Annotated in this window: 29 protein-coding genes and 1 pseudogene; 12 read left to right on the plus strand and 18 right to left on the minus strand. The window is 70.8% G+C overall.

Translation table 11 applies throughout. From position 1 onward, the window contains the following. Position 1: 1 nt before the first annotated feature. The 3 genes from rpsN to rpmB are packed head-to-tail and all read right to left on the minus strand — an operon-like array spanning position 2 to position 704. Entirely contained in the window at positions 2-304 is a 303-nt protein-coding gene (gene rpsN, locus H7I41_RS21960; RefSeq protein WP_264014739.1) for a 30S ribosomal protein S14, read from the minus strand. Continuing rightward, positions 304-468: a 50S ribosomal protein L33 gene (rpmG, locus tag H7I41_RS21965; protein ID WP_264014740.1), complete on the minus strand. Its 165-nt coding sequence runs from the start codon at positions 466-468 to the stop codon at positions 304-306. Before rpmG ends, rpsN begins: the two co-directional genes overlap by 1 nt. Continuing rightward, positions 468-704: a 50S ribosomal protein L28 gene (gene rpmB / locus H7I41_RS21970; protein ID WP_264014741.1), complete on the minus strand. Its 237-nt coding sequence runs from the start codon at positions 702-704 to the stop codon at positions 468-470. The genes rpmG and rpmB overlap by 1 nt, the downstream gene beginning before the upstream one ends. A gap of 108 nt (positions 705-812) precedes the next feature. Between rpmB and mrf the strand changes: the two genes are divergently transcribed. Both mrf and H7I41_RS21980 read left to right on the plus strand, forming a co-directional pair. Next, positions 813-2,027: a ribosome hibernation factor-recruiting GTPase MRF gene (gene mrf / locus H7I41_RS21975; RefSeq protein ID WP_264014742.1), complete on the plus strand. Its 1,215-nt coding sequence runs from the start codon at positions 813-815 to the stop codon at positions 2,025-2,027. Between the two features lie 9 nt (positions 2,028-2,036). After that, positions 2,037-2,960 carry an MBL fold metallo-hydrolase gene (locus H7I41_RS21980; protein ID WP_264014743.1) on the plus strand — a complete coding sequence of 308 codons (924 nt, stop codon included), beginning with the start codon at positions 2,037-2,039 and terminating at the stop codon, positions 2,958-2,960. Here H7I41_RS21980 and H7I41_RS21985 read toward each other — a convergent pair. Further along, positions 2,953-3,972 (minus strand): glycerophosphodiester phosphodiesterase, encoded by a 1,020-nt coding sequence (locus H7I41_RS21985; protein WP_264014744.1) that lies wholly within the window; start codon positions 3,970-3,972, stop codon positions 2,953-2,955. The genes H7I41_RS21980 and H7I41_RS21985 overlap by 8 nt on opposite strands. An 83-nt stretch (positions 3,973-4,055) precedes the next feature. Between H7I41_RS21985 and H7I41_RS21990 the strand changes: the two genes are divergently transcribed. From H7I41_RS21990 to H7I41_RS22000, 3 genes are read left to right on the plus strand one after another with little or no spacing between them, the layout of a single operon-like run. After that, a complete protein-coding gene (locus H7I41_RS21990; protein ID WP_264014745.1) occupies positions 4,056-5,306 on the plus strand; it encodes an SLC13 family permease in 1,251 nt (416 codons plus the stop codon). Between the two features lie 49 nt (positions 5,307-5,355). Then, on the plus strand, positions 5,356-6,120 hold the full coding sequence (locus H7I41_RS21995; protein WP_264014746.1) for an SGNH/GDSL hydrolase family protein: 765 nt from the start codon (positions 5,356-5,358) through the stop codon (positions 6,118-6,120). Continuing rightward, positions 6,117-7,622, plus strand: a complete 1,506-nt coding sequence (locus H7I41_RS22000) for a purple acid phosphatase family protein (protein ID WP_372503784.1) — start codon at positions 6,117-6,119, stop codon at positions 7,620-7,622. Before H7I41_RS21995 ends, H7I41_RS22000 begins: the two co-directional genes overlap by 4 nt. A 1-nt stretch (position 7,623) precedes the next feature. Here the strand turns inward: H7I41_RS22000 and rlmB are convergent, their stop codons facing one another. The 5 genes from rlmB to carD are packed head-to-tail and all read right to left on the minus strand — an operon-like array spanning position 7,624 to position 11,675. Then, a complete protein-coding gene (gene rlmB, locus H7I41_RS22005) occupies positions 7,624-8,568 on the minus strand; it encodes a 23S rRNA (guanosine(2251)-2'-O)-methyltransferase RlmB (RefSeq protein WP_264014747.1) in 945 nt (314 codons plus the stop codon). A 2-nt stretch (positions 8,569-8,570) separates the two neighbouring features. Then, positions 8,571-9,995 carry a cysteine--tRNA ligase gene (cysS, locus tag H7I41_RS22010; protein WP_264014748.1) on the minus strand — a complete coding sequence of 475 codons (1,425 nt, stop codon included), beginning with the start codon at positions 9,993-9,995 and terminating at the stop codon, positions 8,571-8,573. 23 nt (positions 9,996-10,018) lie between these two features. Continuing rightward, positions 10,019-10,504: a 2-C-methyl-D-erythritol 2,4-cyclodiphosphate synthase gene (gene ispF / locus H7I41_RS22015; RefSeq protein WP_264014749.1), complete on the minus strand. Its 486-nt coding sequence runs from the start codon at positions 10,502-10,504 to the stop codon at positions 10,019-10,021. 10 nt (positions 10,505-10,514) lie between these two features. Beyond that, positions 10,515-11,180, minus strand: a complete 666-nt coding sequence (gene ispD / locus H7I41_RS22020; protein ID WP_264014750.1) for a 2-C-methyl-D-erythritol 4-phosphate cytidylyltransferase — start codon at positions 11,178-11,180, stop codon at positions 10,515-10,517. 6 nt (positions 11,181-11,186) lie between these two features. Beyond that, positions 11,187-11,675, minus strand: coding sequence for an RNA polymerase-binding transcription factor CarD (gene carD / locus H7I41_RS22025; RefSeq protein WP_264014751.1), 489 nt, complete (start codon positions 11,673-11,675; stop codon positions 11,187-11,189). A 272-nt stretch (positions 11,676-11,947) separates the two neighbouring features. On the opposite strand from carD, the gene H7I41_RS22030 reads away from it, so the two are divergent. Genes H7I41_RS22030 through disA form a run of 3 tightly spaced genes read left to right on the plus strand, consistent with a single transcriptional unit; the run spans position 11,948 to position 15,108 of the window. Continuing rightward, positions 11,948-12,544, plus strand: a complete 597-nt coding sequence (locus H7I41_RS22030; RefSeq protein WP_264014752.1) for a copper chaperone PCu(A)C domain-containing protein — start codon at positions 11,948-11,950, stop codon at positions 12,542-12,544. 33 nt (positions 12,545-12,577) lie between these two features. Then, on the plus strand, positions 12,578-13,978 hold the full coding sequence (radA, locus tag H7I41_RS22035; RefSeq protein ID WP_264014753.1) for a DNA repair protein RadA: 1,401 nt from the start codon (positions 12,578-12,580) through the stop codon (positions 13,976-13,978). Between the two features lie 2 nt (positions 13,979-13,980). Further along, positions 13,981-15,108, plus strand: a complete 1,128-nt coding sequence (gene disA, locus H7I41_RS22040; RefSeq protein WP_276009363.1) for a DNA integrity scanning diadenylate cyclase DisA — start codon at positions 13,981-13,983, stop codon at positions 15,106-15,108. Positions 15,109-15,115: 7 nt separating this feature from the next. Here disA and H7I41_RS22045 read toward each other — a convergent pair whose 3' ends face one another. Both H7I41_RS22045 and H7I41_RS22050 read right to left on the minus strand, forming a co-directional pair. Next, positions 15,116-15,871: a hypothetical protein gene (locus H7I41_RS22045; protein ID WP_264014754.1), complete on the minus strand. Its 756-nt coding sequence runs from the start codon at positions 15,869-15,871 to the stop codon at positions 15,116-15,118. 58 nt (positions 15,872-15,929) lie between these two features. Beyond that, complete coding sequence (locus tag H7I41_RS22050) at positions 15,930-16,550, minus strand: carbonic anhydrase (RefSeq protein WP_264014755.1); 621 nt, start codon at positions 16,548-16,550, stop codon at positions 15,930-15,932. Here H7I41_RS22050 and H7I41_RS22055 point away from each other — a divergent pair. After that, complete coding sequence (locus tag H7I41_RS22055) at positions 16,549-17,445, plus strand: HhH-GPD family protein (protein ID WP_264014756.1); 897 nt, start codon at positions 16,549-16,551, stop codon at positions 17,443-17,445. The genes H7I41_RS22050 and H7I41_RS22055 overlap by 2 nt on opposite strands. 3 nt (positions 17,446-17,448) lie before the next feature. Here H7I41_RS22055 and H7I41_RS22060 read toward each other — a convergent pair whose 3' ends face one another. Further along, positions 17,449-18,480 (minus strand): GlxA family transcriptional regulator, encoded by a 1,032-nt coding sequence (locus H7I41_RS22060; RefSeq protein ID WP_264014757.1) that lies wholly within the window; start codon positions 18,478-18,480, stop codon positions 17,449-17,451. Between the two features lie 71 nt (positions 18,481-18,551). Between H7I41_RS22060 and H7I41_RS22065 the strand changes: the two genes are divergently transcribed. Then, positions 18,552-18,806 carry a hypothetical protein gene (locus H7I41_RS22065; protein ID WP_264014758.1) on the plus strand — a complete coding sequence of 85 codons (255 nt, stop codon included), beginning with the start codon at positions 18,552-18,554 and terminating at the stop codon, positions 18,804-18,806. Here the strand turns inward: H7I41_RS22065 and H7I41_RS22070 are convergent. Further along, a complete protein-coding gene (locus H7I41_RS22070; protein ID WP_264014759.1) occupies positions 18,780-19,562 on the minus strand; it encodes an alpha/beta fold hydrolase in 783 nt (260 codons plus the stop codon). The genes H7I41_RS22065 and H7I41_RS22070 overlap by 27 nt on opposite strands. 41 nt (positions 19,563-19,603) lie before the next feature. Here H7I41_RS22070 and mhuD point away from each other — a divergent pair, with 41 nt between their 5' ends. Both mhuD and H7I41_RS22080 read left to right on the plus strand, forming a co-directional pair. After that, complete coding sequence (gene mhuD / locus H7I41_RS22075) at positions 19,604-19,921, plus strand: mycobilin-forming heme oxygenase MhuD (protein WP_264014760.1); 318 nt, start codon at positions 19,604-19,606, stop codon at positions 19,919-19,921. Further along, positions 19,896-21,281 carry a serine hydrolase gene (locus H7I41_RS22080; protein ID WP_264014761.1) on the plus strand — a complete coding sequence of 462 codons (1,386 nt, stop codon included), beginning with the start codon at positions 19,896-19,898 and terminating at the stop codon, positions 21,279-21,281. Before mhuD ends, H7I41_RS22080 begins: the two co-directional genes overlap by 26 nt. Here H7I41_RS22080 and H7I41_RS22085 read toward each other — a convergent pair. The 5 genes and pseudogenes from H7I41_RS22085 to lsr2 all read right to left on the minus strand — a co-directional run. Then, positions 21,278-21,829 carry a histidine phosphatase family protein gene (locus H7I41_RS22085; RefSeq protein WP_264014762.1) on the minus strand — a complete coding sequence of 184 codons (552 nt, stop codon included), beginning with the start codon at positions 21,827-21,829 and terminating at the stop codon, positions 21,278-21,280. The genes H7I41_RS22080 and H7I41_RS22085 overlap by 4 nt on opposite strands. Next, a complete protein-coding gene (locus H7I41_RS22090) occupies positions 21,826-22,629 on the minus strand; it encodes a CbtA family protein (protein ID WP_264014763.1) in 804 nt (267 codons plus the stop codon). The genes H7I41_RS22085 and H7I41_RS22090 overlap by 4 nt, the downstream gene beginning before the upstream one ends. Before the next feature lie 25 nt (positions 22,630-22,654). Continuing rightward, on the minus strand, positions 22,655-22,870 hold the full coding sequence (locus tag H7I41_RS22095; RefSeq protein ID WP_264014764.1) for a CbtB domain-containing protein: 216 nt from the start codon (positions 22,868-22,870) through the stop codon (positions 22,655-22,657). Positions 22,871-23,091: 221 nt separating this feature from the next. Next, on the minus strand, positions 23,092-25,638 hold the full coding sequence (gene clpC1, locus H7I41_RS22100; protein WP_264014765.1) for an ATP-dependent protease ATP-binding subunit ClpC: 2,547 nt from the start codon (positions 25,636-25,638) through the stop codon (positions 23,092-23,094). A 327-nt stretch (positions 25,639-25,965) separates the two neighbouring features. After that, positions 25,966-26,124, minus strand: a pseudogene (gene lsr2, locus H7I41_RS22105) (histone-like nucleoid-structuring protein Lsr2); the annotation flags it as partial.

The raw sequence follows: 26,124 nt of genomic DNA on the forward strand, positions 1-26,124 counted from the left end.
CTCACCAACTCGACTTCCGGATACCGGGCAGCTCGCCGCGGTGGGCGAGTTCACGGACCCGTACCCTCGACAGCCCGAACTTGCGCAGGTGCCCGCGCGGGCGGCCGTCGACCGCGTCGCGGTTGCGCAACCGGACCGGGCTGGCGTCGCGGGGCATCCGCTGCAACGCCTGTTGCGCGGCCACTCTCTCCTCGACGGTGCCGGCCCGGCGGATGATCTCCTTGAGCTCACCGCGCCGTTCGGCGTAGCGGGCCACCGTCGCCCGCCGCCGCTCGTTCTTGACGATCTTCGACCTCTTGGCCATCAGCGCTCCTCCCTGAAGTCGACGTGACGGCGCACCACGGGGTCGTACTTCTTCATGACCAGCCGGTCCGGATCATTGCGGCGGTTCTTGCGCGTCACATACGTGTAGCCGGTGCCCGCGGTCGAGCGCAGCTTGACGATCGGGCGGATCTCGGTGCGCGCCATCAGATCTTCTCGCCTCGCGCCCGGATGCGGGCGACCACGGCCTCGATGCCGTCGCGGTCGATGACCTTGATCCCCTTCGCGCTGACCGTCAGCGTGACCCGGCGGCCCTGCGAGGGCAGGAAATAGGTCTTGCGCTGGATGTTGGGGTTCCACCGGCGCGGGCTGCGCCGGTGCGAATGCGAGACCGTGTTGCCGAATCCTGGCTTGCGCCCGGTGACCTGACAATGCGCGTACATGTCGCCCTCCCTTCTCTACTAATGACAATCGTTTTCGACAAGCGTCGACGGAGACGGTAGCGTAACCACCGAGTAAATGAAAACGATTGTCAACACGACGGAGGTGTGATGCGGACACCGGTGGTTGTCGTCGCCGGCCAGGGCTACGTCAACAAGGTGAGCGATCTGCTGCTGCGGACGCCTGGCACCGTCGCGGTGCTACACCGCTTCGACGGTCAGGTGGTGGTGCGCGCGGTCGCGATCCGGCGGGGCGACCAGGTCGAGCTGTCCGAGTGGCCGCTGGAGCTGACAGGGGGCTGTGTCGGCTGCACCGTCCGTAACGATCTGCTGTTGCTGCTGCGCAGGCTGCACCGTCGCAGTGACGTCGAACGCATCGTGGTGCAGCTGCAACCGTGGCTGGAACCCGAACCCGTCTGCTGGGCGATCGAGAACATCCCGGTGCACGTCGGGCCGGGCTACATCGACGGCCCGGCCGGCCGCGATGTCCGTATCGAATCCGTGGTGACCTGTGTGGATTCCGCGGACTGGCTCGAGCAGGCGCTCGGCGAGGACGAACTGGACGACAACCGCACGGTGGCCCAGGTGGCGGTCGGGCAGGCCGAGTTCGCCGACGTGCTGGTGCTCACCGCACCGGAACCGAGGACGCTCGCGGTGCTGCGCAGGCTGGCGCCAAGGGCCCGGCTCACCGTCGGCACCGACCACGTCGAGACGGCCCTGGCCAACCTGGAGCCCGACGCCCGCCGCGGCCGCGAGCACAACCCACACGACCCGCTGCTGGCCGGCGAACCACCGCTGCGCGCCGACGGCGACATCCGGCTCATCGAGTTCACCGCGCGCCGCCCGTTCCACCCGCACCGGCTGCACCAGGCCATCGACGACCTGCTCGACGGCGTGGTGCGGGTACGCGGGCGGGCGTGGCTCGCCAGCCGGCCCGACGCCGTCGTCTGGATCGAATCCGCCGGCGGCGGGCTGCATGTCGGCCACGCCGGCGAGTGGCTGGCAGCGATGTCGGCCAACCAGCGCGCCTACGTCGCACCCGACCGCTCCGCGCTGGCCGCACTGCACTGGGACGACCGGTTCGGCGACCGCCACGTGTCGATGACCGCGCTGCTGTGCGGCGCCGACCCCGACGTGATCACCCGCGCCCTCGACCGCGCCCTGCTCACCGACGACGAGCTCGCCCGTCCCGGCGAGTGGCCGTCGTACCCCGACCCGTTCGGCGACCGGCACGAGGATCCCTGCGACGACCTGGACGAGGACGTGGCCAAGGACCCCGCGGTCAACGACGGCCACGACGGCGGCCAGGGCGCAGCGCCGCTCTAGGGTGGGGCCATGCGCCTTCGCGCCGGCCGGCCCGACCTCGATGCCCACGCCCACCTCTTCGACGCGCCCGCCGCCGACGCCGACAGCCCGCTGACCGTCACGTGGGCCGGCGTCACCACCCTGCTGGTCGACGACGGCACGTCGGCGCTGATGACCGACGGCTTCTTCTCCCGGCCCGGCCTGCTGTCGGTCGGGCTGCGCCGGATCGCGCCGTCACCGCCCCGTGTGGACGGCTGCCTCGCCCGGCTCGGCGTGCAGCGGCTCGACGCCGTGCTGCCGGTGCACACCCACTTCGACCACGCGCTCGACTCCGCGCTGGTCGCCGAGCGCACCGGCGCCGCGCTCGTCGGCGGCGCCTCTGCCGCCCAGGTGGGCCGCGGCCACGGACTGCCCGCCGACCGGCTGCTCGTCGCCGAACCCGGGACGGCGATGACGCTCGGCGCCTACCGCGTCACGCTTCTCGAGTCGGAACACTGCCCACCCGACCGGTTCCCGGGTGCGATCACTGAACCCGTCACGCCGCCGGTGCGGGCGTCGGCCTACCGCTGCGGCGACGCGTGGTCGACGATGATCGAGCACTCCCCCACCGGCCGGCGGCTGCTGATCGTCGGCAGCGCGGGCTTCGTGCCCGGCGCGCTCGACGGCAGCCAGGCCGATGTCGTCTACCTCGGGGTCGGCCAGCTCGGCGTGCAGCCCGAGCGCTACGTCGTCGACTACTGGACCCACGTGGTGCGCGCGGTCGGCGCCCGCCGCGTCGTGCTCATCCACTGGGACGACTTCTTCCGGCCGCTGCACCGGCCGCTGCGGGCGCTGCCCTACGCCGGCGACGACCTCGACTTCTCGGTGCGCGTGCTCACGCGCCTCGCCGAGGCAGACGGCGTGCCGCTGCACCTGCCGACACTGTGGCAGCGCGAGGACCCCTGGCTCACCTGATCCGGACATACGCCGGCGGCAGCGGCATCCCGAGGTCGGCCAGCACCGCGCGCAGCCGGGTCGGGTAATCGGTGATGATGCCGTCGGCGCCCGCGGCGATCTGCGCACGCATCGCGCCCTCGTCGTTGATCGTCCACGGGATCACCCGCAGGCCCGCCGCGTGCGCCCGGTCGACGAAGGCCCGGTCGGCCACCAGCGCGAAGCCGGGATCGGCGGGCGTCTGCCCGTAGGGCACCGAGTAGCCCGGCGACAGGATGTTCGCGCCGACTCGCTGCGCGGCGGCGATCGGGTCGGGCGTCGCCGCCGGGTCGATGCCGGCCAGCCACGGCGAACCGGGCACCCAGGTGGTCTCGTCCCACAGCGCGACCAGCGGGATCGACGGCTCCGCCCGGCGCACCATCGGCAGCGTGCGCCAGTCGAAACTCTGGATGTCGACCCGGCCGACCTTGCCCGCCGCCCGCACCGCCGCGAGGATCACGTCCACGAAGACCTCCGGCGGCGCCGACTCCTCGGGGTGTTCGGCCTCCACCTTGGTCTCGATGTTGAACCGCACGTCGGCCCCGAAGTCGTCGGCGAGGGCGAACACCTCCGGCAGGACGGCGATCCTGTTGCCCCGCACCACTTCGGCGTCGGGGTAGCCGGCCAGCAGCTGGCCGCAGTCGAGCGTGCGGATCTGGGCGAGGGTGAGCTCACGCACCAGCTTGCCGACGTAGGGGAACTGCGGGTCGCCGGGGAACGCCGGGGCGGTGTCCGCGCACTTCTCCGGTGCGATCCTCGGGTCGTGCCACACCAGCGGCTGGTCGTCCCTGGTGACGACGATGTCCAGTTCGAGCGTGCTGACCCCCAGTTCGAGCGCCTTGGTGAACGCCCGCAGCGACTCCTCGGTGGTCTCGCCGCGCCCACCCCGGTGCGCCTGCAGGTCGAAGCCCGACGGCTGCGCGGCGGCAGGGGGTGCGCCGCCGAACGCGACCGCGGCGGCGACGAGCATGATGAGGGTGGCAGCTCTGCGCATGGCTGAGACGTTATCGGCGCCGGCGCAGCCGCAGGCAGGCTCGAGGCGGACCAACGCAGTTTCGTCATCGAAAGTTCGGAAGGATGTCACGCGCGTTGGTCATCAGCCTGCTGCTGCTCGCCGTCGTGCTGGCGTTCGCGGTGGTCCGCCCGCGCGGGCTGCCCGAGGCGGTCGTCGCCGTGCCCGCCGCGGCGCTGCTGGTCGGCATCGGCACGATCTCACTCGACGACGCCGCCACCGAGATCCGGGAGCTGCTGCCGGTGGTCGGGTTCCTGGCCGCGGTGCTGGTGCTGTCGCGGCTGTGCGACGACGAAGGGCTGTTCCACGCCGCGGGCGTGCTGATGGCCCGGGTCAGCGCAGGCGATCCGCGGCGCCTGCTGCGGATGGTGTTCGTCGTCGCGGCCGCCGTCACCGCGGTGCTGAGCCTGGACGCCACCGTGGTGCTGCTGACGCCGGTGGTGATCGCCACCGCGGCGACCCTGTCGATACCGGCGCGGCCCCACGCCTACGCAACCGCCCACCTGGCCAACAGTGCGTCGCTGCTGCTGCCGGTGTCCAACCTGACCAATCTGCTGGCGTTCGCGGCGGCCGGGCTGTCGTTCACCCGGTTCGCCGCACTGATGGCGTTGCCCTGGCTGGTCACGATCCTCGTCGAGTTCGCGCTGCTGCGTTGGCTGTTCGCCCGCGATCTGGCCGTGACACCGCGGCACGCCGACCACCCGCCGCCCGCGGAGGTGCCGGTGTTCGTGCTCGTGGTGCTGGCGCTCACGCTGCTCGGCTTCGCGCTCACCTCGCTGGCCGGGCTGGCACCGGCCTGGGCGGCACTGGCCGGGGCGGTGGTGCTCGGCCTGCGCAGCCTTGCGCAGCGCCGAAGTTCGGTGGCCGGCATCGCGCGAGCGGTCAACGTGCCGTTCCTGGCGTTCGTGCTGGCGCTCGGCGTGGTGGTGAAGGCGGTGATGGTGCACGGCCTCGACGACGGGATGCGCGACGTGCTGCCCGGCGGCCACACCCTGCCCGCGCTGCTGGGGATCGCGGTTGTCGCCGCGGTGCTGTCCAACGTCGTCAACAACCTGCCCGCGGTGCTGGTGCTGCTCCCGCTGATCGCCGGCGCAGGCCCGGCCGCCGTGCTCGCGGTGCTGATCGGTGTCAACATCGGGCCCAACCTCACCTACGTCGGATCGCTGGCGAACCTGCTGTGGCGCAACGTGGTCCGCAGACACGACATCCCGGCGGGCGCGCTCGCGTTCAGCCGGATCGGAGTGGTCACCGTGCCGCTGACCCTGGTCGCCGCGGTGGTCGCGCTCTGGGCCGGAATCCGGCTGATCGGCGTCTGAGCCGTGGCGTACCGAGCGGATCCGGCCGGGACTGGGCACAATTGCACCCGTGGTGACGTTCAGCAGATACGTCGCGATCGGAGACTCCTTCACCGAAGGGGTCGGTGACCCGCATCCGGGCAGCAGGAACGGATTGCGCGGCTGGGCCGACCGGGTGGCCGCCCACCTCGCCGAGGATCATCCGGGCTTCCGGTACGCCAACCTCGCCGTGCGTGGCCGGGTGATGGACGACATCGTGGCCGAGCAGATCCCGCTGTGCGCGCTGCTCGAACCCGACCTGGTCACCGTGTACGCAGGCATGAACGACCTGATGGCGCTGGCCGTCGACACCGACGCGGTGATGGCCCGCTACGCCGACGGGCTCAAGGCGCTGCAGCAGACCGGCGCGGTGGTGCTCGCCTTCACCGCACCCGACCTCGGCGCCAAGCCGCTGTTCCGCGGACTGCGCGGCCGGGCCGCCATCTACAACGAACTGCTGCGCACCACCACCGACGACCTCGGCATCGGCCTGGTGGACTTCTGGCGGTTCGACGAGTTCCGCGACCCGCTGCTGTGGGACGGCGATCGGGTGCACCTCTCGCCTCTCGGCCACGAGGTGATGGCGGCGCGGGTGCTCGAGGCGCTTCCGGACACCGGGTCGCGCGCGGCGCCGGTGCCGAACTTCGTCCCCGCGCCGGCGTCGGGCGCCGACGTGTACACCAATGTCCGGTGGGCGATCTCGTTCGCCGCACCGTGGGCGATCCGGCGGCTGCGACGGATGACACCGGGGGCGGGCATCGAGCCGAAGTCGAACACGCTCATCAGCGTCGGCTGACGTGGTGTCCGCATGCCGGCGTTCACGCCCCATTGAGGTGCCGTTCGCAATGGCCGAGTAGCACGGCTGACGTGCCCGACGATCCTGACTCCGCCGCCCCGCGCGTCGGCGGACTCCACCTGCAGTTCGGCGCCGACGCCGCGACCGAGGTCGTGGTGTCCTGGCACACCGCGGCGCCGGTGCGCCACCCCCGCGTGCACTACGGCACGCCCGCCGACGGGTTCCGCGAGGTGGCCGACGCCGAGACGACCGGCTACCTGGATGCCATGTCGGGCAAAGAGATCCTGGCCCACCACGCCCGGCTGACCGCGCTGCGGCCCGGCGCGAACTACGTCTACGCCGCCGTGCACGACGGCGCCGAGCCCGCGCTGGGCACCGTGCGCACCGCCCCGCGCGGCCGGGCCCCGCTGCGGTTCACCAGCTTCGGCGACCAGGGCAGCCCGATGCTCAACGCCGCGCGCAAGGGCCGATTCGTCAGCGACAGCATCGGCTCACCCGCGGCGGGCGACATCACCGCGGCCGTCGAGCGGACGCGGCCGCTGTTCAACCTGTGCAACGGCGATCTGGCCTACGCCAACCTGTCGGGCGACCGGATCCGGGCCTGGTCGGACTGGCTGGAGAACAATTCCCGCTCGGCCAGGCACCGGCCGTGGATGCCCGCCGCGGGCAACCACGAGAACGAACTCGGCAACGGCCCGGTCGGCTATGCGGCCTACCAGTCCTACTTCGCGCTGCCCGACTCCGGCGCCGGGCCCGGCCTGCACGGGCTGTGGTATGCGTTCACCGCCGGTTCGGTCCGGGTGATCAGCCTCAACAATGACGACGTCTGCTACCAGGATGCCGGCAACTCCTACATCCGCGGCTACTCCGGCGGTGCCCAGAAGTGTTGGCTGGAGGCCGAACTCGCGCGCACCGCCGCGGACGGCGACATCGACTGGATCGTGGTGTGCATGCACCAGACGGCGGTGTCGACCGGCGACGGCACCAACGGCGCCGACCTCGGCGTCCGGGAGAACTGGTTGCCGCTGTTCGACCGCTACGGCGTCGACCTGGTGCTGTGCGGCCACGAGCACCACTACGAACGCAGCCATCCGTGCCGCGGCACCCTGCCCACCGGCGTGCTGACCCCGCGCCCGGTCGGCGCCGACCCGCTGACCGTCGACACCAGCAGCGGCACCGTGCACGTGATGGCCGGCGCGGGCGGCACGTCGGTGCCGTCGAACCGGATGCTCTTCCCCGACGCGCGGTGTCGAGTCCTCGTCGGCGTCGGCGAGGTGGACCCGGTGTCGGGCCTGCGGGTGCCCCGCTACGTCGAGGAGGCCGCGGTGTGGTCGGCGGTGCGCGACGTCGAGAACCCCTGCGGATTCCTGGTGTTCGACGTCGATCCCGGCCCGCCCGGCGGGCCGACCACGATGACGGGCACCTATCTCGCCGTGCGCGGACCGTACGGCGACACCGAGGTGGTGGACCGGTTCGTGTTGACCCGGCCCCGACGGGGATAGCTCAGCTGCGCCGCTGGCGGGCGATCTCGGCCAGCACCACGCCTGCGGCCACCGACGCGTTCAGCGACTCCGTCGGCCCGGCCATCGGGATCGACACGACGGCGTCGCAGGTCTCGCGGACCAGCCGTGAGAGCCCCTTGCCCTCGGAACCCACCACGACCACCATCGGCCCCGTGCCCTCGAGCTCGTCGACCGTGATGTCGCCGTCGGCGTCCAGCCCGACCACCTGCAGACCGGCGTCGGACCACGACTTCAGCGTGCGGGTCAGGTTGGTGGCCCGGCTCACCCTCAGGCGGGCCGCCGCGCCCGCGCTGGTGCGCCACGCGACGGCGGTGACCGAGGCCGAGCGGCGCTGCGGGATCAGCACGCCGTGGCCGCCGAACGCCGACACCGACCGCACGATCGCGCCGAGGTTCCGTGGGTCGGAGATGTTGTCCAGCGCGACCAGCAGCGGCGGCGCGTCGGCGGCCTTGGCCGCCTTCAGCAGGTCGTCGGGATGGGCGTAGTCGTAGGGCGGCACCTGCAGTCCGAGCCCCTGGTGCAGGGTGAACCCGCTCATCCGGTCCAGGTCGGAACGCGGCACCTCGAGGATGGAGATGCCGGCGTCGGCGGCGATCTGCACCGCCTCGGTCAGGCGTTCGTCGTTGTCGGCGCCCAGCGCCACGTAGAGCGCCGTCGCGGGCACCCCCGCCCGCAGGCACTCCACCACCGGGTTGCGGCCCAGCACGAGTTCGGTGGTGTCCTCGGGCTTCTTCTGCCTGCCCTGCTGTGACCTCGCGGCCTTGGCCGCACGTTTCGCCGCCGGGTGGCTGGGCCGCTGATTGGCCGGCGGCGTCGCGCCGCGGCCCTCGAGGCCCCGTCTGCGCACCCCGCCCGAACCGACCGTCGGCCCCTTCTTGGTGCCCTCCTTGCGTACCGCGCCGCGCCGCCTGGAATTACCCGCCATGGTCAGTCGTCCTTGCTGTGGCCGTCGAGCAGCGTCCACTGGGGACCGTCGGCGGTGTCGGTGACCTCGATGCCGGCCTCTTTGAGGCGGTCGCGGATCTGGTCGGCGGTGGCCCAGTCCCGGCTGGCGCGCGCCTCGGCGCGGCCGGCCAGCGCCCACTGCACCAGCACGTCGACCGCGGCCAGCGCGGCCGTCGTCTCGTCGCGGGACTCCCAGCGCTCGTCGAGCGGGTCGCACCCGAGGATGCCCATCATCGCCCGGATGGCGCGGGCGTGGCCCATCGCCGTCTCGTGGTCGCCGGACTCGAGCGCCCGGTTGCCCTCGGCGCGGGCGGCGTGCACCTCGGCCAGCGCGGCGGGCACCGCCAGGTCGTCGTCGAGTGCGGCGGCGAATCTCGGCGTCCAGTCGCCGGGCACCACGGTGCCGACGCGGCTGCACACCCGGTGCAGGAAGTCCTCGATGCCGGTGTAGGCCTTCACCGCGTCCTGCAGTGCGTTCTCGGAGAACTCCAACATCGACCGGTAATGCGCGCTGCCCAGGTAGTACCGCAGTTCCGCGGGCCGAACCCGTTGCAGCACAGCGGGAATGGAGAGCACGTTGCCCAGCGACTTACTCATCTTCTCGCCGCCCATGGTGACCCAGCCGTTGTGCAGCCAGTACCGGGCGAAGCCGTCGCCGACGGCCTTGGCCTGGGCGATCTCGTTCTCGTGGTGGGGAAAAACCAGATCCATTCCGCCCGCGTGGATGTCGAACTCGGCGCCGAGATAGGACTCACACATCGCCACGCACTCGGTGTGCCAGCCCGGGCGGCCGGGCCCCCACGGCGTCGGCCACGACGGCTCACCGGGTTTCGCGCCCTTCCACAGCGTGAAGTCACGCTGGTCACGCTTGCCGGTGGCGACGCCCTCACCCTGGTGGACGTCGTCGATGCGGTGCCCCGACAGCCTGCCGTAGTCCGGGTAGCTGGCCACGTCGAAGTACACGTCGCCGTCACCGGTGTAGGCGTGCCCCTGGTCGATGAGCCGCTCGATCAACTCGACCATCTGGGTGATGTGCCCGGTCGCGCGCGGTTCGGCCGAGGGCGGCAACACGCCGAGGGCGTCGTAGGCGGCCGAGAACGCCCGCTCGAAGGTGGCCGCCCACTCCCACCACGGCCGGCCGGCGTCGGCCGCCTTGTTGAGGATCTTGTCGTCGATGTCGGTGACGTTGCGGATGAACGCGACGTCGTAGCCCTTGGCGGTGAGCCAGCGGCGCAGCACGTCGAAGGCGACGCCGCTGCGGACGTGGCCGATGTGCGGAAGGCCCTGAACCGTTGCGCCACACAGATAGATCGACACATGCCCGTCGCGCAGCGGGACGAAGTCGCGCACGCCACCGGTCCAGGTGTCGTGGAGGCGGAGGTCGCCTCCGGCGCGGGCTTCGGTCACGACGCGCCAGCTTACCGGCAGGTTTACGACATTCCGGCATCGGCGACGACAAGAGCCGTCGCGATCGCCGCCAGTCCCTCGCCGCGCCCGGTGAGTCCGAGGCCGTCGGTGGTGGTCGCCGACACCGACACGGGCGCGTCGAGCAGCTCGGTCAGCAACTGCTGCGCCTCCGCCCGCCGCGGCCCGATCTTGGGTCGGTTGCCGATGACCTGCACGGCGGCGTTGCCCACGCGGAAGCCCTCGGCCCGCAGCAGACCGTGCACGTGGCGCAGCATGTCCGCCCCGCCGACGCCCCGCCACTCCTCGCGGCCGGTGCCGAACACCGACCCCAGGTCGCCGAGCCCGGCCGCCGAGAGCAGCGCGTCGCACAGCGCGTGCGCGGCGACGTCGCCGTCGGAGTGCCCCTCGCAGCCGTCGTCGTCGGGAAACAACAGGCCGAGCAGCCAGCACGGCCTGCCTGCCTGCACGGGGTGCACGTCGGTGCCGAGGCCGACCCGCGGCAGGTTCATCACCGGCCCCTCACACCCGTGCGCCCAGCAGGGCCTCGGCCAGCAGCAGGTCGTTCGGTGTGGTGATCTTGAAGGCCAGCGGGTCCCCGTCGACGGTCTGCACCTGACCACCCATGTGCTCGACCATCGACGCGTCGTCGGTGAACCCGCCACCCACAGCGGACCGGTAGGCGCGGCGCAGCACGTCGGTGTGGAAGCCCTGCGGGGTCTGCACGGCGCGCAGTCCCGCCCGCTCCGGCGTGCCGAGCACCGCGCCGTTCGCGTCGACGGCCTTGATGGTGTCGGTCAGCGGGAGCGCAGGCACGACGGCGGTGTGGCCGTCCTGCAGTGCACGCACCACGCGCACGATCAGCGATGGCGGGGTCAGCGCGCGGGCAGCGTCATGCACCAGCACGAATTCCGCGTCGCCCACCACGTCGAGAGCCAAGCGCACGGATTCGGTGCGGTCGGCCCCGCCGGCGACGATCACGGCATGGGCGCCGAAGACCAGCTTGGCCTCGTCGGTGCGGTTCGGCGGCACCGCCACCACCACACTGTCGACCACCCCGGACTCCCGGAGACCGACCAGCGCATGTTCGAGCATCGGTCGACCGGAAAGAGTGACGAACGCCTTGGGAACACCAGCCGCGAGCCGTTGACCGGATCCCGCGGCCGGCACGACGGCCACCGTGGTCATTGCGCGTCAGGACGCGGCAGCAAGCGCCTCGTCGAGGATGTTCATGGCCTTCTCGTCATCGGTGTTCTCGGCCAGTGCGAGTTCGCCGACGAGGATCTGCCGAGCCTTGGCCAGCATCCGCTTCTCGCCGGCCGACAGGCCGCGCTCCTGGTCCCGGCGCCACAGGTCGCGAACCACCTCGGCGACCTTGTTGACGTCACCCGACGCCAGCTTCTCGAGGTTGGCCTTGTAGCGGCGCGACCAGTTGGTCGGCTCCTCGGTGTGCGGGGCGCGCAGCACCTGGAAGACCTTGTCCAGGCCCTCCTGTCCGACCACATCGCGAACGCCGACATATTCGGCGTTGTCAGCGGGCACTCTAACGGTCAGATCACCCTGGGCGACCTTCAGAACGAGGTACTCCTTCTGCTCGCCCTTGATCGTCCGGGTTTCGATCGCATCGATCAACGCAGCACCGTGATGTGGGTAAACAACGGTGTCTCCGACCTTGAAAATCATCAGTTTCGAGCCCCTTTCACGTGTCCATGTTAACACGACGCCCGGACAGGCGGGGATCAACGATGCAGGTCAGGGGCGTTGACCGGGAAGACCAGGGGTTGACAGAGCCAGGAATCCGTGCAAGGCAACCCTTGCCTGGATGACCCGCGCCGGCCTTACGCGCAAACACCCTGCGCCCTGCGGTACCGCGCGCTCACCGCACCTACTACTCTGCATAGTCGAACGACTTGTCGTCGGTCCGTCGTCGTCGGACCCGCACCCAGGAGGCTCGAGTGAACCGCTTCGGACTGCGCGCTTCGGCGGTCACCACCGGCCTGGCCGTCGCCGGGCTGGCCGCGACCATGACACTCAGCGGATGCAGCGCCGGGCAGATCGCCCAGACGGCCACCCAGGAACCCGCGATCAACGGCGTCAGCGCCAACGCCGGTGAGATCTCACTGCGCAACGTGCACCTGCGGGCCCCGCAGAAATCCGACTACGTGCGCCCGGGCAGCGACGCCGAACTGCTCTTCGTGGCCGCCAACAACTCCCCCGACGTCAACGACAAGCTGGTGTCCATCCGGTCCGACGTCGCGACCGTCACCCTGGCCGGCGACGCCCAGGTGCCCGCGGGTGGCGCCCTGATCGTCGGCGAGCCCGACGGGCAGATCGCGCCGCTGGAGGCCGTCGAGGCCGCCGACACCGTCACCGCCGAGGTGACGCTGACCAAGCCGATCTCCAACGGCCTGACCTACGACTTCGAATTCACCTTCGAGCGCGGCGGCAAGACCACCGTCGCGGTGCCGATCTCCGCCGGCGAACAACAGCGCCGCGACGATCCCGGCCAGCTCGACAACGAAGGCGACGAGGGACACGGCGCCGGACACTGACGTTCTGTCGGTCGCGCGGGATACCGTCGACCTGTGGCAAGAGCGCGCGCGCAGTACCGCTGCTCGGAGTGCCGGCACATCACCGCCAAGTGGGTCGGCCGCTGCGCTGAGTGCGGCACCTGGGGCACCGTCGAAGAGGTAGCGCTCCTCGCGCCCGTCCGGACCGGACAGCTCGGCGGGGCAGGCACGGCGCTGCGCATGCCCGGCTCCCCTGCGGTGCCCATCAGCACCATCTCCGCGGGCACCACGCGCCATGTCGACACCGGCGTCGCCGAACTCGACCGGGTGCTGGGCGGTGGGCTGGTCCCCGGCTCGGTGACACTGCTGGCCGGCGAGCCGGGCGTCGGCAAGTCGACGCTGCTGCTCGAGGTCGCCCACCGGTGGGCCGCGGCGGGCCGGCGCGCGCTGTACCTGTCCGGTGAGGAGTCGGCCGGCCAGGTCCGGTTGCGCGCCGAACGCACCGGCTGCACCCACGACGAGCTGTACCTGGCCGCCGAATCCGACCTGTCGACCGCGCTCGGCCACATCGACGCGGTGCAGCCGACGCTGGTGATCGTCGACTCGGTGCAGACCATGACCAGCGCCGAGACCGACGGCGTACCCGGCGGGGTGACGCAGGTGCGGGCGGTCACCACCGCACTCACCTCCTATGCCAAGACCAGCGGCGTCGGGGTGCTGCTGGTCGGGCATGTGACCAAGGACGGCGCCATCGCGGGGCCGCGGTCGCTGGAGCACCTGGTCGACGTGGTGCTGCACTTCGAAGGGGACCGGGCGTCGACGCTGCGGATGGTGCGCGGCGTCAAGAACCGGTTCGGCGCCGCCGACGAGGTGGGCTGTTTTCAGTTGCACGACACCGGGATCGAGGGGGTCGCCGACCCGTCCGGACTGTTCCGCGACCAGCGCACCACGCCCGTGCCCGGCACCGCCGTCACCGTCACCCTCGACGGAAAACGGCCGCTGATCGGTGAGGTGCAGGCGCTGGTCGGTGCGCCCACCGCGGCGATGCCGCGACGCGCGGTCAGCGGCATCGACTCGGCCCGCGCCGCGATGATCGCCGCCGTACTCGACAAGCACCTCCGCCTCGGCGTCGGTAGCCAGGACATCTACCTGTCCACCGTCGGCGGCATGCGGCTCACCGACCCGTCGGCGGACCTCGCCATCGCGCTCGCGATGGCCTCGGCGCGCAAGGACCTGGCCATGCCCGCCGATTCGGTGGTGATCGGCGAGGTGGGGCTGGCCGGTGATCTGCGCCGGGTCACCGGGATGGATCGCCGGCTCGCCGAGGCGGCGCGGCTGGGCTTCACCTCGGCTGTGGTGCCCGCCGGATTGAAGTCCGTCCCGAAGGGGATGCGCGTGCTGCACGCCGACAACATCGGCGCGGCATTGCGGGTGCTGCGCCGGATCGCGGACAATAGCGCCCGATCCGAGGAGTAGCCATGGCAGTGAAGTCGACCGGCCGGACCGGCCGCACCGGGCGCAACGTGGTGCCACTGACGCGTCCGACGCTGCGGGAGACGCTGGGCAGGCTCGCACCCGGGACCCCGCTGCGCGACGGCCTGGAGCGCATCCTGCGCGGCCGCACCGGCGCGTTGATCGTCCTCGGCTACGACGACAGCGTCGAGGTGATCTGCGACGGCGGGTTCGAACTCGACATCCGCTACGCGCCCACCCGGCTGCGTGAGCTGTCCAAGATGGACGGCGCGGTGGTGCTGTCCACCGACGGCAGCCGCATCCTGCGCGCGAACGTGCAGCTGGTGCCCGATCCGTCGATCCCCACCGACGAGTCCGGCACCCGGCACCGCTCGGCCGAGCGCACCGCCATCCAGACCGGGTATCCGGTGATCTCGGTGAGCCACTCGATGAGCATCGTCACCGTCTACGTCGCCGGCGAGCGGCACGTGGTTCCCGACACCCCGACCATCCTGTCGCGGGCCAATCAGACGATCGACACCCTGGAGCGCTACAAGACCCGGCTCGACGAGGTGAGCAGGCAGCTGTCCACCGCCGAGATCGAGGACTTCGTGACGCTGCGCGACGTGATGACCGTGGTGCAGCGGCTGGAGATGGTGCGACGGATCAGCCTCGAGATCGACGCCGACGTGGTGGAACTGGGCACCGACGGCCGTCAGCTCAAGCTCCAGCTCGAGGAACTGGTCGGCGACAACGACACCGCCCGCGAGCTGATCGTGCGCGACTATCACGCCAACCCCGATCCGCCGTCCCCGGCGCAGGTCGGCGCCACGCTGGAGGAGCTGGACGGGCTGTCCGACGCGGAGCTGCTCGACTTCACCACGCTGGCAAGGGTTTTCGGCTACCCGTCCACCCCGGAGGCGCAGGACTCGGCGATGAGCTCGCGCGGCTACCGGGCGATGGCGGGCATCCCGCGGCTGCAGTTCGCCCACGTCGACCTGCTGGTCCGGTCGTTCGGGTCGCTGCAGGGCCTGCTCGCCGCCAGCGCCGACGACCTGCAGTCGGTGGAGGGCATCGGCTCGATGTGGGCGCGCCACATCCGGGAGGGTTTGTCGCTGCTGGCCGAGTCGACGATCGCCGACCGGCTGGCCTGACCCGGCGTCAGCCGACGGGCGGCACCGGCCCCGGCGGCGCACCCACGGGCGCAGGGGCGCCCGGCTGAGCGGCCAGAATGAACGGCACCGTGGCGGACCGCAGATTGCCCAACTGCACGATCAGGTTGTAGGTGCCGGGGCCGATCGGCTGACGCGGCAGCGGGCAGTCCGGCGCGGATCCCATTCCGGTCCAGGTGACCTCGGTGGTCACCTGCTCACCCGGTGCGAACGTCTTGACCAGTGTCTCGTTGGACGGCGCGCAGTCGAGGTTCGACCACAGCCGGGTGTTGTCCAGTGCGTAGACGTAGGCGGCCAGCACCGCGGCGCCGACGTCGCGCTGACAGGCGACCAGGCCGATGTTGGTGACGACCATGGTGAACTTCGGCTGGTCGCCGACGACGTACTCGGGCTGGCTGGTGATGCCCTTGACCGCGAGCGTGGAGTCGGGGCAGTCGTCGCCCTCCTTGAGCACCGGCGGCGGCGTCACCGCGGCGGTCGGTGTCGGCGTCGGCGGCGGGGCGGCCTGCGCAGGAGGCACGACGGGCGTCTTGATCTCGGGGTTCTCCCCCGGCAGCGGGGTGGGCGCGGCGGCGGTGGTCGGCGTCTGCTGATCTGCGGTCTCGCCACCGGAACCGCTGGTCACGATGATGATGACGAGGGCGGCGATGATGCCGACGACGAGTACGCCGACACCGAGCGCGAGCGCCCTACGCCGCCGGTAGATCTCAGGGGGCAGCGGGCCCTGCGGTTCCACATCCAGCACAAGTTCACGGTAAGGCCAGGTCACGCATAGTCGTCCGAGGTGACTCGGCGTGTCGCGCTCAGCCTTCGCCGATGTCGCCCACGTGGTCGCGCAGCACCACCCGCCCGTCGGCCAGGTGGTAGGTCACCCCGGCGATCGCGAGCGTGCCGTCGAGGATGCGCTGGGCGATCGGCGCCGACCGCACCCGCAGCTGCTGCACCGTCTCGATGACGTGCTTGGCCTCGAACTCGTCGACGCGGGTCAGACCCTGGTTGCGGCCCAGCAGGATCGACGGCGTCACCCGCTCGACGATGTCGCGGACGTAGCCGCCGGGCACCTCGCCATCCTCGAGCGCGGAGAGGGTGGCCTTCACCGCGCCGCAGCTGTCGTGACCGAGGACGACCACCAGCGGCACGTCGAGGACGGTCACCGCGTACTCGATGGAGCCCAGCACCGCCGAGTCGGCGACGTGGCCCGCGGTGCGCACCACGAACATGTCGCCGAGCCCCTGGTCGAAGATGATCTCCGCGGCCACCCTGCTGTCGGCGCAGCCGAACACCACGGCGGTGGGCTTCTGACCTGCGGCCAGGCTGGCCCGGTGCTCGATGCTCTGGCTGGGGTGTTGTGGACGGCCGGCAACGAAGCGCTCGTTACCCTCGGTGAGTGCCTTCCACGCCGACTTCGGACTCGAATTGGGCATGGCCGACATTCTGCCCGAGCGGTTCCCGGTGATCGCACCGGCCGAGCTGTTGACGTGGTACGCCCACGCGCAGCGCGACCTGCCGTGGCGCAGACCGGGCGTGAGCGCATGGCAGATCCTGGTCAGCGAATTCATGTTGCAGCAGACACCGGTGGCACGGGTGGAACCGATCTGGCTCGACTGGATCGCGCGCTGGCCCACCCCGTCGGCCACCGCCGCGGCGGGCGCCGGCGAGGTGCTGCGGGCGTGGGGCAAGCTGGGTTACCCGCGCCGGGCCAAGCGGTTGCACGAGTGCGCGACGGTGATCGCCGCCGACCACGGCGACGAGGTGCCCGCCGACGTCGAGACGCTGCTGACGCTGCCGGGCATCGGCGCCTACACCGCCCGCGCCGTCGCCTGCTTCGCCTACCGGCAGCGTGTTCCGGTGGTGGACACCAACGTCCGGCGGGTGGTGGCCAGGGCGGTGCACGGCCGGGCCGACGCCCCGGCCAGCACCCGTGACCTCGCCGACGTCGAGGCGCTGCTGCCCGACGGCGATCGGGCGCCGGTGTTCTCGGTGGCGCTGATGGAACTCGGCGCCACGGTGTGCACGGCCCGCGGCCCGCGCTGCGGGTTGTGCCCGCTCAGTGCGTGCGCGTGGAAGTCGCTTGGCTATCCCGCTGCCGTCGCGCCGGCACGGCGGCCGCAGAAGTACGCGGGCACCGACCGCCAGTGCCGCGGCAGGCTGCTGGACGTGTTGCGCGGCAACGACTCTCCGGTTAGCCGTGCGCAGCTGGACCTGGCCTGGCTGACCGACACCGCCCAGCGCGACCGGGCACTCGACTCGCTTCTGGTCGACGGGCTGGTGGAGCAGACCGCCGACGGCCGGTTCGCACTGGCCGGCGAGGGCGGCTGAGCGCTACGCCGTCTGCTCGGATTCGGCTATCACCGCGGCGAATTCGTCGTCCAGTGTGCTGGCGCTGCCGGTGTCGTTGCCGGTGCAGCAGAAGCGACGGCGGTAATCCGACGGCGTCACCCCGATCAACCGGCGGAAGTGGTGCCGCAGCAGGGTCGCGGTGCCGAAGCCCGACCGCTCGGCGATGTGGTCGATGTCGAGGTCGCTCTCCTCGAGCATCCGGCGGGCGTAGAGCACGCGCTGGTCGGTGACCCACTGCATCGGGGTGGTGCCGGTCTCCTCGACGAACCGGCGGGCGAAGGTTCGCGCCGACATGTTGGCGCGCCGGGCCAGCGTGGCCACGGTGTGCGGCTTCTCGAGGTGCGCCAGGATCCAGTCCAGGTGCGGGGCGAACCTCTCCGAGCAGCGCACCGGGATCGGCTGGTCGATGTACTGGCGCTGGCCGCCGTCGCGCTGCGGCGGCACCACCATCCGCCGGGCGATCTTGTTGGTGACCTCGCTGCCCAGTTCCCGCCGCACCAGGTGCAGGCAGGCGTCGATGCCCGCCGCGGTGCCCGCGCTGGTGATCAGGTCACCGTCGTCGACGTACAGCACGTTGCGGTCGACCAGCGCGGTCGGGTACATCCGGGCCAGTTCGTCGGCGTGCATCCAGTGCGTGGTGCAGGGACGGCCGTCGAGCAGACCCGCGGCGCCCACGACGAACGCGCCGGAGCACACGGTGAGGATGATCGAGCCGGCCGCACTGGCCGTCCGCAGCGCCTCGAGGGCGTCCGGCGGGTAGCCGTTCGGCCCTGCCGAGATGGCGGGCACCGCCACCAGGTCGGCGCCGATGAGATGACTGAAGTCGTGGTCGGGGGTGACCGACGCGCCGACCGACGTCCGGACGGGCACACCCGCGACCGGGCCGCACACCTTGAAATCGAAGTTGGGAACGCCGTCCGCGGACCGGTCGATGCCGAACACCTCGCAGATGACACCGAATTCGAAGACCGCCAGACCATCCAGCACCATCGCCGACACGCTCTTGATCGCCATGGCAGCATCTTATCGCACCGTGTCAGTTCCGCCACTGTTGGCGGTATGTGGCGTTGCGAAGAATTACTGCCATGAACATCGCACTCGCCATCCTCATCATGTCAGCACCGTTCGCGCTGGCCGCGACGCTCGGCTGGGCGGCACACCGGTCCGGCGTGCTGCGACTGCACCTCGACCAGTTCCGGGTGTCGGCCCCGATGATGGGCCGGCTCTTCGAGGACGACCGCGACTTCCACCGCGTCAGCCACGACGTCGACGCCATCCGGACCCGCTTCGAGCAGCACCCCGTGTGGCCGGCCTCAGGCGCTGTCGGCGAGCGTCGATAGGAACGCCTCGACCGCCTTCCGGTAGAGCTGCGGCGCGTCGTCGTGCACCAGATGACCGGCCTCGGGCGCGAGCAGATACGTCGTCCGGTGGCCGGCCTCATCCATCCGGCGCATCTGCCCGGTGGGCGTGACACCGTTGCCCGCCTCGATCAGCAACGCAGGCGCCCGCACCGCCGACCACTGCTCCCAGTAGTCGCGCACACCCCACTCGGCGGCGATCTCGATCCAGTGCCGCGGATACCCGTGCAGCCGCCAGCCGGTGGCCACCCGGTCGAACGCCTCGAGGAAGTACTGGCCGGCCACCGGTCCGAACTGGTCGTAGACCTGCTGCGCGGTGCCGAACTCGACGGGCAGCGCGTGCACCCAGGGCTCCCACGGGCCGGTGGTGCGGCCGCGGAAGTCCGGCGCCATGTCCTCGACCACCAGCGCGCTCACCAGATCGGGTCGCGCCGCCGCAAGACACCAGGAGTGCAGCGCACCCATGGAGTGGCCCACCAGCACCACCGGCCGGCCGAGTTCCCCGACGGCGTCGCCGAGGTCGGCGACGAACCGCTCGGTGCCGATCGGGTGGGGGTCGACGACATCGCGGCCCCGGTGCCACGGCGCGTCGTAGGTGTACACCGCGCCGAAGCGCGCCAGCCACGGCGATTGCCGCGACCACGTGCTGCCGCGACCCATCAGACCGTGGACCAGCACGAGCGGAGTGCCCCGGCCATCGGGCGGGCTGCCGCGCGGGGTGAGCAGTTCGGAGCGCATGCCGCCATCTTGCCCAGTGGGCGAAGCGGTAACCTGACCGCATGTCCGTGGTGAAGATCAACGCAATCGAGGTGCCGCCGAACGCCGGCCCCGAGTTGGAGAAGCGGTTCGCCCACCGCGCGCACGCGGTGGACAACCAGCCCGGCTTCCTGGGCTTCCAGTTGCTGCGGCCGGTCAAGGGCGAGGACCGCTACTTCGTGGTGACGCAGTGGGAGACCGAAGAGGCGTTCCAGGCCTGGGCCACGGGCCCGGCGATCGAGGCGCACAAGGGCCAGCAGAACAACCCCGTCGCGACAGGGGCATCGTTGCTGGAGTTCGAGGTCGTGTTGGACGTTGCCGGCAGCAACGACAAGAGCTGACGCGAGGCGGGCGGGACGCCGGGCCACCGGCCTGCTCACCGCTGCCGCCCTCGTCGTCACCATCGCCTCCGGGTGCGGCAATGCGGGCACCGCACCCGCGGACGCCGCCTACGGCGCTCACATCGGGACCACCACGCCGCAGGGCCTGCGCGCGAGGCAGACCATGGACATGGTCAACTCCGACTGGCCCATCGGCGACGTCAACGTGCGCACGATGGCCGCACCCGATCAGGTGGACCACATCATCGACGCCATGGGCAATCTGTGGTGGGACCGGCCGATCACCGTCACCGGCGTCGACATCGGCGCGGGCACCGCGACCCTGCACGTCAAGACGTCATACGGGGTCGCCCAGGACATCGTGCTGCGCACCGACGACGACGGCCTGGTCGACCAGTTCGACGTCTCACTGCAACCCACGGTCATCCGCAACTGGGCAGACATCGACCGGGAGCTGACCGCGTCGGGCGCCCGGTACTCCTACCAGGTGTCCCGGGTGGTGCCCGGCGCCCCCGGGACCGGCGCCAGGTGTGACACCGTCGCAGGCACCAATCTCGACCTGTCGCTGCCGCTGGCGTCGATCTTCAAGCTCTACGTGCTGCTCGCGGTCGCCGAGGCCGTCACCGCGGGCCGGGTCTCCTGGGACGACCGGCTGACCATCACCGAGCAGGGCAAGGCGGTCGGCTCAGCCGGGCTCGAGGAGCTACCGCCGGGCGCACAGGTCTCGGTCCGCGACGCCGCACAGCAGATGATCTCGGCCAGCGACAACATGGCCACCGACCTGCTGATCGACAGGCTGGGGCCGGGCGCCGTCGAGCACGCGCTCAAGACGGCCGGACACCACGATCCGGCCAGCATGACGCCGTTCCCGACGATGCACGAGCTGTTCTCGGTCGGCTGGGGCGAGCCGGACCTGCGTGAGGAATGGAAGCAGGCCGACCCCCCGCGGCGCGCACAGCTGCTGCAGCAAACCAAGAACCGGCCCTACGAGCCGGACCCCGCCCGCACCCACACCCCGGCGTCGACCCACGGCGCCGAGTGGTACGGCAGCGCCGCCGACATCTGCCGCGTGCACCTGGCGCTGCAGGCGGCCGCGGTCGGGCCCGCCGCTCCCGTGCGAGACATCCTGTCGGCCATCCCCGGCGTCGACCTCGACCGCAAGAGGTGGACCTACATCGGCGCCAAGGGCGGCAACCTGCCCGGCGACCTGACGTTCTCCTGGTACGCCGTCGACAACACCGGCCAGCCGTGGGTGGTGAGCTTCCAGCTCAACTGGCCCAGATACCGCAGCACCACCGCCGCGGCGTGGCTGCTGTCGATCGTGCACCAGACGTTCGCGCTGGTGCCGGTCGGCCGCTAGACGGCGGACCGCAGCGTCCAGGCGTGACCCCGGAAGTGCATCACCGTGCGGCTCACCGGCGCGATGTCGATGCGCCAGAAGGACTTCGGCGGCGCGTCGAGGGCGATCAGAATCGCGGCGCGGATCACCGACGGGTGGGTCACGGCGACCAGCCGGCCACGCCGGCTGGTCAGTGACTCCATCCAGGTGCCCACCCGGCCGATCAGGTCCACCACCGACTCGCCCCCGTGCGGCGCGCGCGCCGGATCGGTCAGCCAGATCGCGAGCTCGGCCGGCCGCACCCCGCCCAGTACGTCACCGCGCCACCGGCCGCAGTCCAGGTCGGCCAGCCGGGGTTCGATGCGAGCGGGCAGGCCGAGCAGTTCTGCGGTCTGCCGGGCGCGCTTCTCCGGCCCGCAGTAGGCAGAGTCGGTGCGGCCAAGCTCCACACATGCGTCGACCTGCCGGTGGCCCGTCGAGTTCAGGGGTTCGTCGGTGGGGAATCGTCCGGCTGCCATCGCATCGGTCATCGCGTGCGAGACGAGGGTCAGCCGGACGACCTCACTCACTGTCGGCTCAGCGCCTCGTGGCGCTTGCCGTCCAGCAGTCGCGACACCAGGGCCGCGAAGACCAGCGCCATCGTCACGTACATGACCACCTGCGTGCCGAGCGAGAACAACCGGAACTCGTACAGGGCGTCGGCCGGAAAGCCCTCGTAGACGATGGCGCCCCCGTCGTCTCTCAGCGGACCCGGCGTCTCGTGGATGGCGGGCAGCGCCAGCATCAGCACCGTGACCGCCACCAGATAGGCGCCCGCAGCCGCCACGGTGGCGTTCCAGGTGCCCAGCCGGTCGGTGAGCCGCCTGCCGAGGTAGACCGCGCCGACCAGGAACGCCGCCGAGAGGACCACCATCAGCAGGTACAGCAGCGTGCGCTGCCGGATCGTCTCGTCCAGGCTGAGCGCGGGCGGGCTCGCCGGGTATTTGAGGAACGGGACGACGTAGAGGCTCAACAACATTCCGCCGGCCACGTACACCGACAGCAGGCGGGCCGAGATGGCGCCGACCCGGCCGTAGGCCACCGCGAACACCACCGCGAAGATGGCGCCGATGGCCAGACTGAACAGCAGCACGCCCAGTCCCATGCCGATGTTCATCTGCACGGCGCGGCTGAAGCCGCCCCCGTCCTCGCCGTGACTGTGGCCCGCGTGCGCGCCGGCCTCCAACGCCTCGTGCGCGGCGCCGACACCCTCCTCATAGCCGATGGCCCGCTCGATGACGGGTTCGACGAAGATGCGGGCGAAGACGAACGCGAGCACGCCCGCTGCGGCCCCGGCCAGAAGGCCGCGACCGATGATCTGCTTCTCCATGTTTATTTGTTCTCCCTACGGCTGGTCAGTGGCAGGGGAACCCGAGGAGATGGCGTGCGTCGTGGACGAACTCGTGGACGGCGGTGTTGTTGCCGAACACCGACGTCGCGCCCTGGTCCAGGCCGATGAAGTACAGCACCAGGAGGGCGAGGAAGGCGGTGGCCGAGAGCCACACCGCGGCGCGGGTGGCGGAGAGGTCGAGTGCGGGTGCTGCGCTCTCGCGAGCCTGAGGAGATGTCATTGACCGGTCCTTTCGGGATGTCGCGTCCCGTTGGCAGGGTGGCGGACGTCGGGTCTGACTGTCACAGTGGCGCGACCGTTCTGGACTCTCACCAGATTCCTTCGCCCGCCGATTACCTGAGCATCGTAAGCACTGGGCGCGTTCCTTGGCGACGCGTGACGAAAAACGGGCGGCTTTCCCGTGAGGGAAAGCCGCCCGCTTCGTCGTGCGGTCGTGCGCTGCTATTCGACGACGGCGGTGGGAGCGCCTGCCGCGCCGGCGCTGGCCAGATCCGGCTCGACGGCCTCAGGCCGCTTCGGCCCACCGCTGAAGGTGAACTTCGCGTCCTCGCCGGCACCTTCGCCGTCCCAGTTCTCGACGTCGACGGTGACGAGCTGACCGGGGCCGATCTCCTCGAACAGGATCTTCTCGGAGAGCTGGTCCTCGATCTCGCGCTGGATGGTCCGACGCAGCGGCCGCGCCCCGAGCACCGGGTCGAACCCGCGCTTGGCGAGCAGCGACTTGGCCTTATCGGTCAACTCCATCGTCATGTCCTTGGCCTTCAACTGCTTGGAGACCCGGCCGATCATCAGGTCGACCATCATCACGATCTGATCGGTCGTGAGCTGGTGGAAGACGATGATGTCGTCGATGCGGTTGAGGAACTCCGGGCGGAAGTGCTTCTTCAGCTCGTCGTTGACCTTCTGCTTCATCCGCTCGTAGTTGTTCTCGCCGCCACCCTGGGTGAAGCCGAGGCCCACCGCCTTGCTGATGTCGGACGTGCCGAGGTTCGACGTGAAGATCAGCACGGTGTTCTTGAAGTCGACCGTGCGGCCCTGACCGTCGGTGAGGCGGCCGTCCTCGAGGACCTGCAGGAGGCTGTTGTAGATCTCCTGGTGGGCCTTCTCGATCTCGTCGAACAGCACCACGCTGAACGGCTTGCGACGCACCTTCTCGGTGAGCTGGCCGCCCTCCTCGTAGCCGACGTAGCCCGGAGGGGCACCGAACAGCCGCGAGGCGGTGAAGCGGTCGTGGAACTCGCCCATGTCGATCTGGATGAGCGCGTCGTCGTCGCCGAACAGGAAGTTCGCCAGCGCCTTGGACAGCTCGGTCTTACCGACACCGGACGGGCCGGCGAAGATGAACGAGCCCGACGGGCGCTTGGGATCCTTCAGCCCGGCACGGGTGCGGCGGATCGCCTTGGAGACGGCCCTGACGGCATCCTCCTGGCCGATGATCCGCTTGTGCAGCTCGTCCTCCATGCGGAGCAGACGGGTGGTCTCCTCCTCGGTGAGCTTGAACACCGGGATGCCGGTCCAGTTCCCGAGCACCTCGGCGATCTGCTCGTCGTCGACCTCGGCGACCACGTCGAGGTCGCCGGAGCGCCACTGCTTCTCCCGCTCGGCACGCTGGGCGACCAGGGTCTTCTCCCGGTCACGCAGGCTCGCCGCCTTCTCGAAGTCCTGCGCGTCGATCGCGGACTCCTTCTCCCGGCGCGCGTCGGCGATCTTCTCGTCGAACTCGCGCAGGTCCGGCGGAGCGGTCATCCGGCGGATGCGCATCCGGGCGCCGGCCTCGTCGATCAGGTCGATCGCCTTGTCCGGCAGGAAGCGGTCGTTGATGTAGCGGTCGGCGAGCGTCGCCGCGGCCACGATCGCGCCGTCGGTGATGGAGACCCGGTGGTGGGCCTCGTACCGGTCGCGCAGCCCCTTGAGGATCAGCACCGTGTGCTCGACCGTCGGCTCGCCGACCTGCACCGGCTGGAAGCGCCGCTCCAGGGCGGCGTCCTTCTCGATGTACTTGCGGTACTCGTCGAGCGTGGTGGCGCCGATGGTCTGCAGCTCGCCACGGGCCAGCTTCGGCTTGAGGATCGACGCCGCGTCGATGGCGCCCTCGGCGGCACCCGCACCCACGAGCGTGTGCAGCTCGTCGATGAACAGGATGATGTCGCCGCGGGTGTTGATCTCCTTGAGCACCTTCTTCAGGCGCTCCTCGAAGTCACCGCGGTACCGGCTGCCCGCCACCAGCGACCCGAGGTCGAGGGTGTAGAGCTGCTTGTCCTTCAGCGTCTCCGGCACGTCGCCGTGCACGATCGCCTGGGCGAGACCCTCGACCACGGCGGTCTTGCCGACGCCGGGCTCGCCGATCAGCACCGGGTTGTTCTTAGTGCGGCGGCTCAGCACCTGCATGACCCGCTCGATTTCCTTCTCGCGGCCGATCACCGGGTCGAGCTTGCCCTCCATCGCGGCCGCGGTCAGGTTGCGGCCGAACTGGTCGAGGACCAGTGAGGTGGACGGGTTGCCCGACTCGCCACCACGGCCCCCGGTGCCCGCCTCGGCGGCCTCCTTGCCCTGGTAGCCGGACAGCAGCTGGATGACCTGCTGGCGGACGCGCGTCAGTTCGGCGCCGAGCTTCACCAGCACCTGAGCGGCGACACCCTCGCCCTCGCGGATGAGGCCGAGCAGGATGTGCTCGGTGCCGATGTAGTTGTGGCCGAGCTGCAGCGCCTCACGCAGCGACAGCTCGAGCACCTTCTTGGCGCGCGGGGTGAAGGGGATGTGGCCCGACGGCGCCTGCTGGCCCTGGCCGATGATCTCCTCGACCTGGCTGCGGACACCTTCGAGCGAGATGCCCAGCGACTCCAGCGACTTGGCCGCTACGCCTTCGCCTTCATGGATGAGTCCAAGGAGGATGTGCTCGGTGCCGATGTAGTTGTGGTTGAGCATCCGGGCTTCTTCTTGAGCCAGGACGACGACCCTGCGGGCACGGTCGGTGAATCTCTCGAACATCGGTGGTTACCTGCTCTCCATCGCATAGGTGGCGCCCCGCGTCCCGAAAGTGTGCTTCGAGCCGCATTGCACCTGCCGTCCACTGTATCGGGCGGCCGCCCCGGGTGCCGTGGTTGGCGGTTCCTTCCCCATCCGGCCCGCAGCCGTCGCGAGTCGTTGCCGCCCGCCGCGTCTGCCCTGTTCCCGGTGCTTGCCTGCATCAACGCAGCGGTCGGCTCAATCGTTTCCGCAGGCACCGCCGGAGCGCTTCGCCGTCAGCGAAACGTCAGCGACCCGGCCCGACCGTGCCGGGAAATGCCCGCGACGTGCGGATCTGGCAACACCGAATCAGGTTGCCGCATGGAACGCGTCGATGACGTCGGCCGGGATCCGGCCGCGCGTCGACACGTTGTGGCCGTTGCGGCGCGCCCAGTCCCGGATGGCGGCGCTCTGCTCGCGGTCGATCGCACCGCGGCCCCGGCTCGCGCCCGCCGACCGGCCCCGGCG

This window comes from [Mycobacterium] manitobense, from assembly GCF_025821665.1.
GTDB lineage: Bacteria > Actinomycetota > Actinomycetes > Mycobacteriales > Mycobacteriaceae > Mycobacterium > Mycobacterium arseniciresistens.

What these genes read in the sequence shown, in the direction of transcription:
- disA (WP_276009363.1), top strand. Translation starts at nt 13,981, where the DNA reads ATGGCAGTGAAGTCGACCGGCCGGACCGGCCGCACCGGGCGCAACGTG.
- H7I41_RS22050 (WP_264014755.1), bottom strand. Translation starts at nt 16,550, where the DNA reads ATGCCCAATTCGAGTCCGAAGTCGGCGTGGAAGGCACTCACCGAGGGT.
- rpsN (WP_264014739.1), bottom strand. Translation starts at nt 304, where the DNA reads ATGGCCAAGAGGTCGAAGATCGTCAAGAACGAGCGGCGGCGGGCGACG.
- H7I41_RS22095 (WP_264014764.1), bottom strand. Translation starts at nt 22,870, where the DNA reads ATGACATCTCCTCAGGCTCGCGAGAGCGCAGCACCCGCACTCGACCTC.
- rpmG (WP_264014740.1), bottom strand. Translation starts at nt 468, where the DNA reads ATGGCGCGCACCGAGATCCGCCCGATCGTCAAGCTGCGCTCGACCGCG.
- H7I41_RS22055 (WP_264014756.1), top strand. Translation starts at nt 16,549, where the DNA reads ATGGCCGACATTCTGCCCGAGCGGTTCCCGGTGATCGCACCGGCCGAG.
- H7I41_RS22060 (WP_264014757.1), bottom strand. Translation starts at nt 18,480, where the DNA reads ATGGCGATCAAGAGCGTGTCGGCGATGGTGCTGGATGGTCTGGCGGTC.
- H7I41_RS22070 (WP_264014759.1), bottom strand. Translation starts at nt 19,562, where the DNA reads ATGCGCTCCGAACTGCTCACCCCGCGCGGCAGCCCGCCCGATGGCCGG.
- H7I41_RS21985 (WP_264014744.1), bottom strand. Translation starts at nt 3,972, where the DNA reads ATGCGCAGAGCTGCCACCCTCATCATGCTCGTCGCCGCCGCGGTCGCG.
- ispF (WP_264014749.1), bottom strand. Translation starts at nt 10,504, where the DNA reads ATGAACCTGCCGCGGGTCGGCCTCGGCACCGACGTGCACCCCGTGCAG.
- clpC1 (WP_264014765.1), bottom strand. Translation starts at nt 25,638, where the DNA reads ATGTTCGAGAGATTCACCGACCGTGCCCGCAGGGTCGTCGTCCTGGCT.
- H7I41_RS22090 (WP_264014763.1), bottom strand. Translation starts at nt 22,629, where the DNA reads ATGGAGAAGCAGATCATCGGTCGCGGCCTTCTGGCCGGGGCCGCAGCG.
- carD (WP_264014751.1), bottom strand. Translation starts at nt 11,675, where the DNA reads ATGATTTTCAAGGTCGGAGACACCGTTGTTTACCCACATCACGGTGCT.
- H7I41_RS21990 (WP_264014745.1), top strand. Translation starts at nt 4,056, where the DNA reads ATGTCACGCGCGTTGGTCATCAGCCTGCTGCTGCTCGCCGTCGTGCTG.
- H7I41_RS21980 (WP_264014743.1), top strand. Translation starts at nt 2,037, where the DNA reads ATGCGCCTTCGCGCCGGCCGGCCCGACCTCGATGCCCACGCCCACCTC.
- H7I41_RS22065 (WP_264014758.1), top strand. Translation starts at nt 18,552, where the DNA reads ATGAACATCGCACTCGCCATCCTCATCATGTCAGCACCGTTCGCGCTG.
- rlmB (WP_264014747.1), bottom strand. Translation starts at nt 8,568, where the DNA reads ATGGCGGGTAATTCCAGGCGGCGCGGCGCGGTACGCAAGGAGGGCACC.
- mhuD (WP_264014760.1), top strand. Translation starts at nt 19,604, where the DNA reads ATGTCCGTGGTGAAGATCAACGCAATCGAGGTGCCGCCGAACGCCGGC.
- mrf (WP_264014742.1), top strand. Translation starts at nt 813, where the DNA reads ATGCGGACACCGGTGGTTGTCGTCGCCGGCCAGGGCTACGTCAACAAG.
- rpmB (WP_264014741.1), bottom strand. Translation starts at nt 704, where the DNA reads ATGTACGCGCATTGTCAGGTCACCGGGCGCAAGCCAGGATTCGGCAAC.
- ispD (WP_264014750.1), bottom strand. Translation starts at nt 11,180, where the DNA reads ATGACCACGGTGGCCGTCGTGCCGGCCGCGGGATCCGGTCAACGGCTC.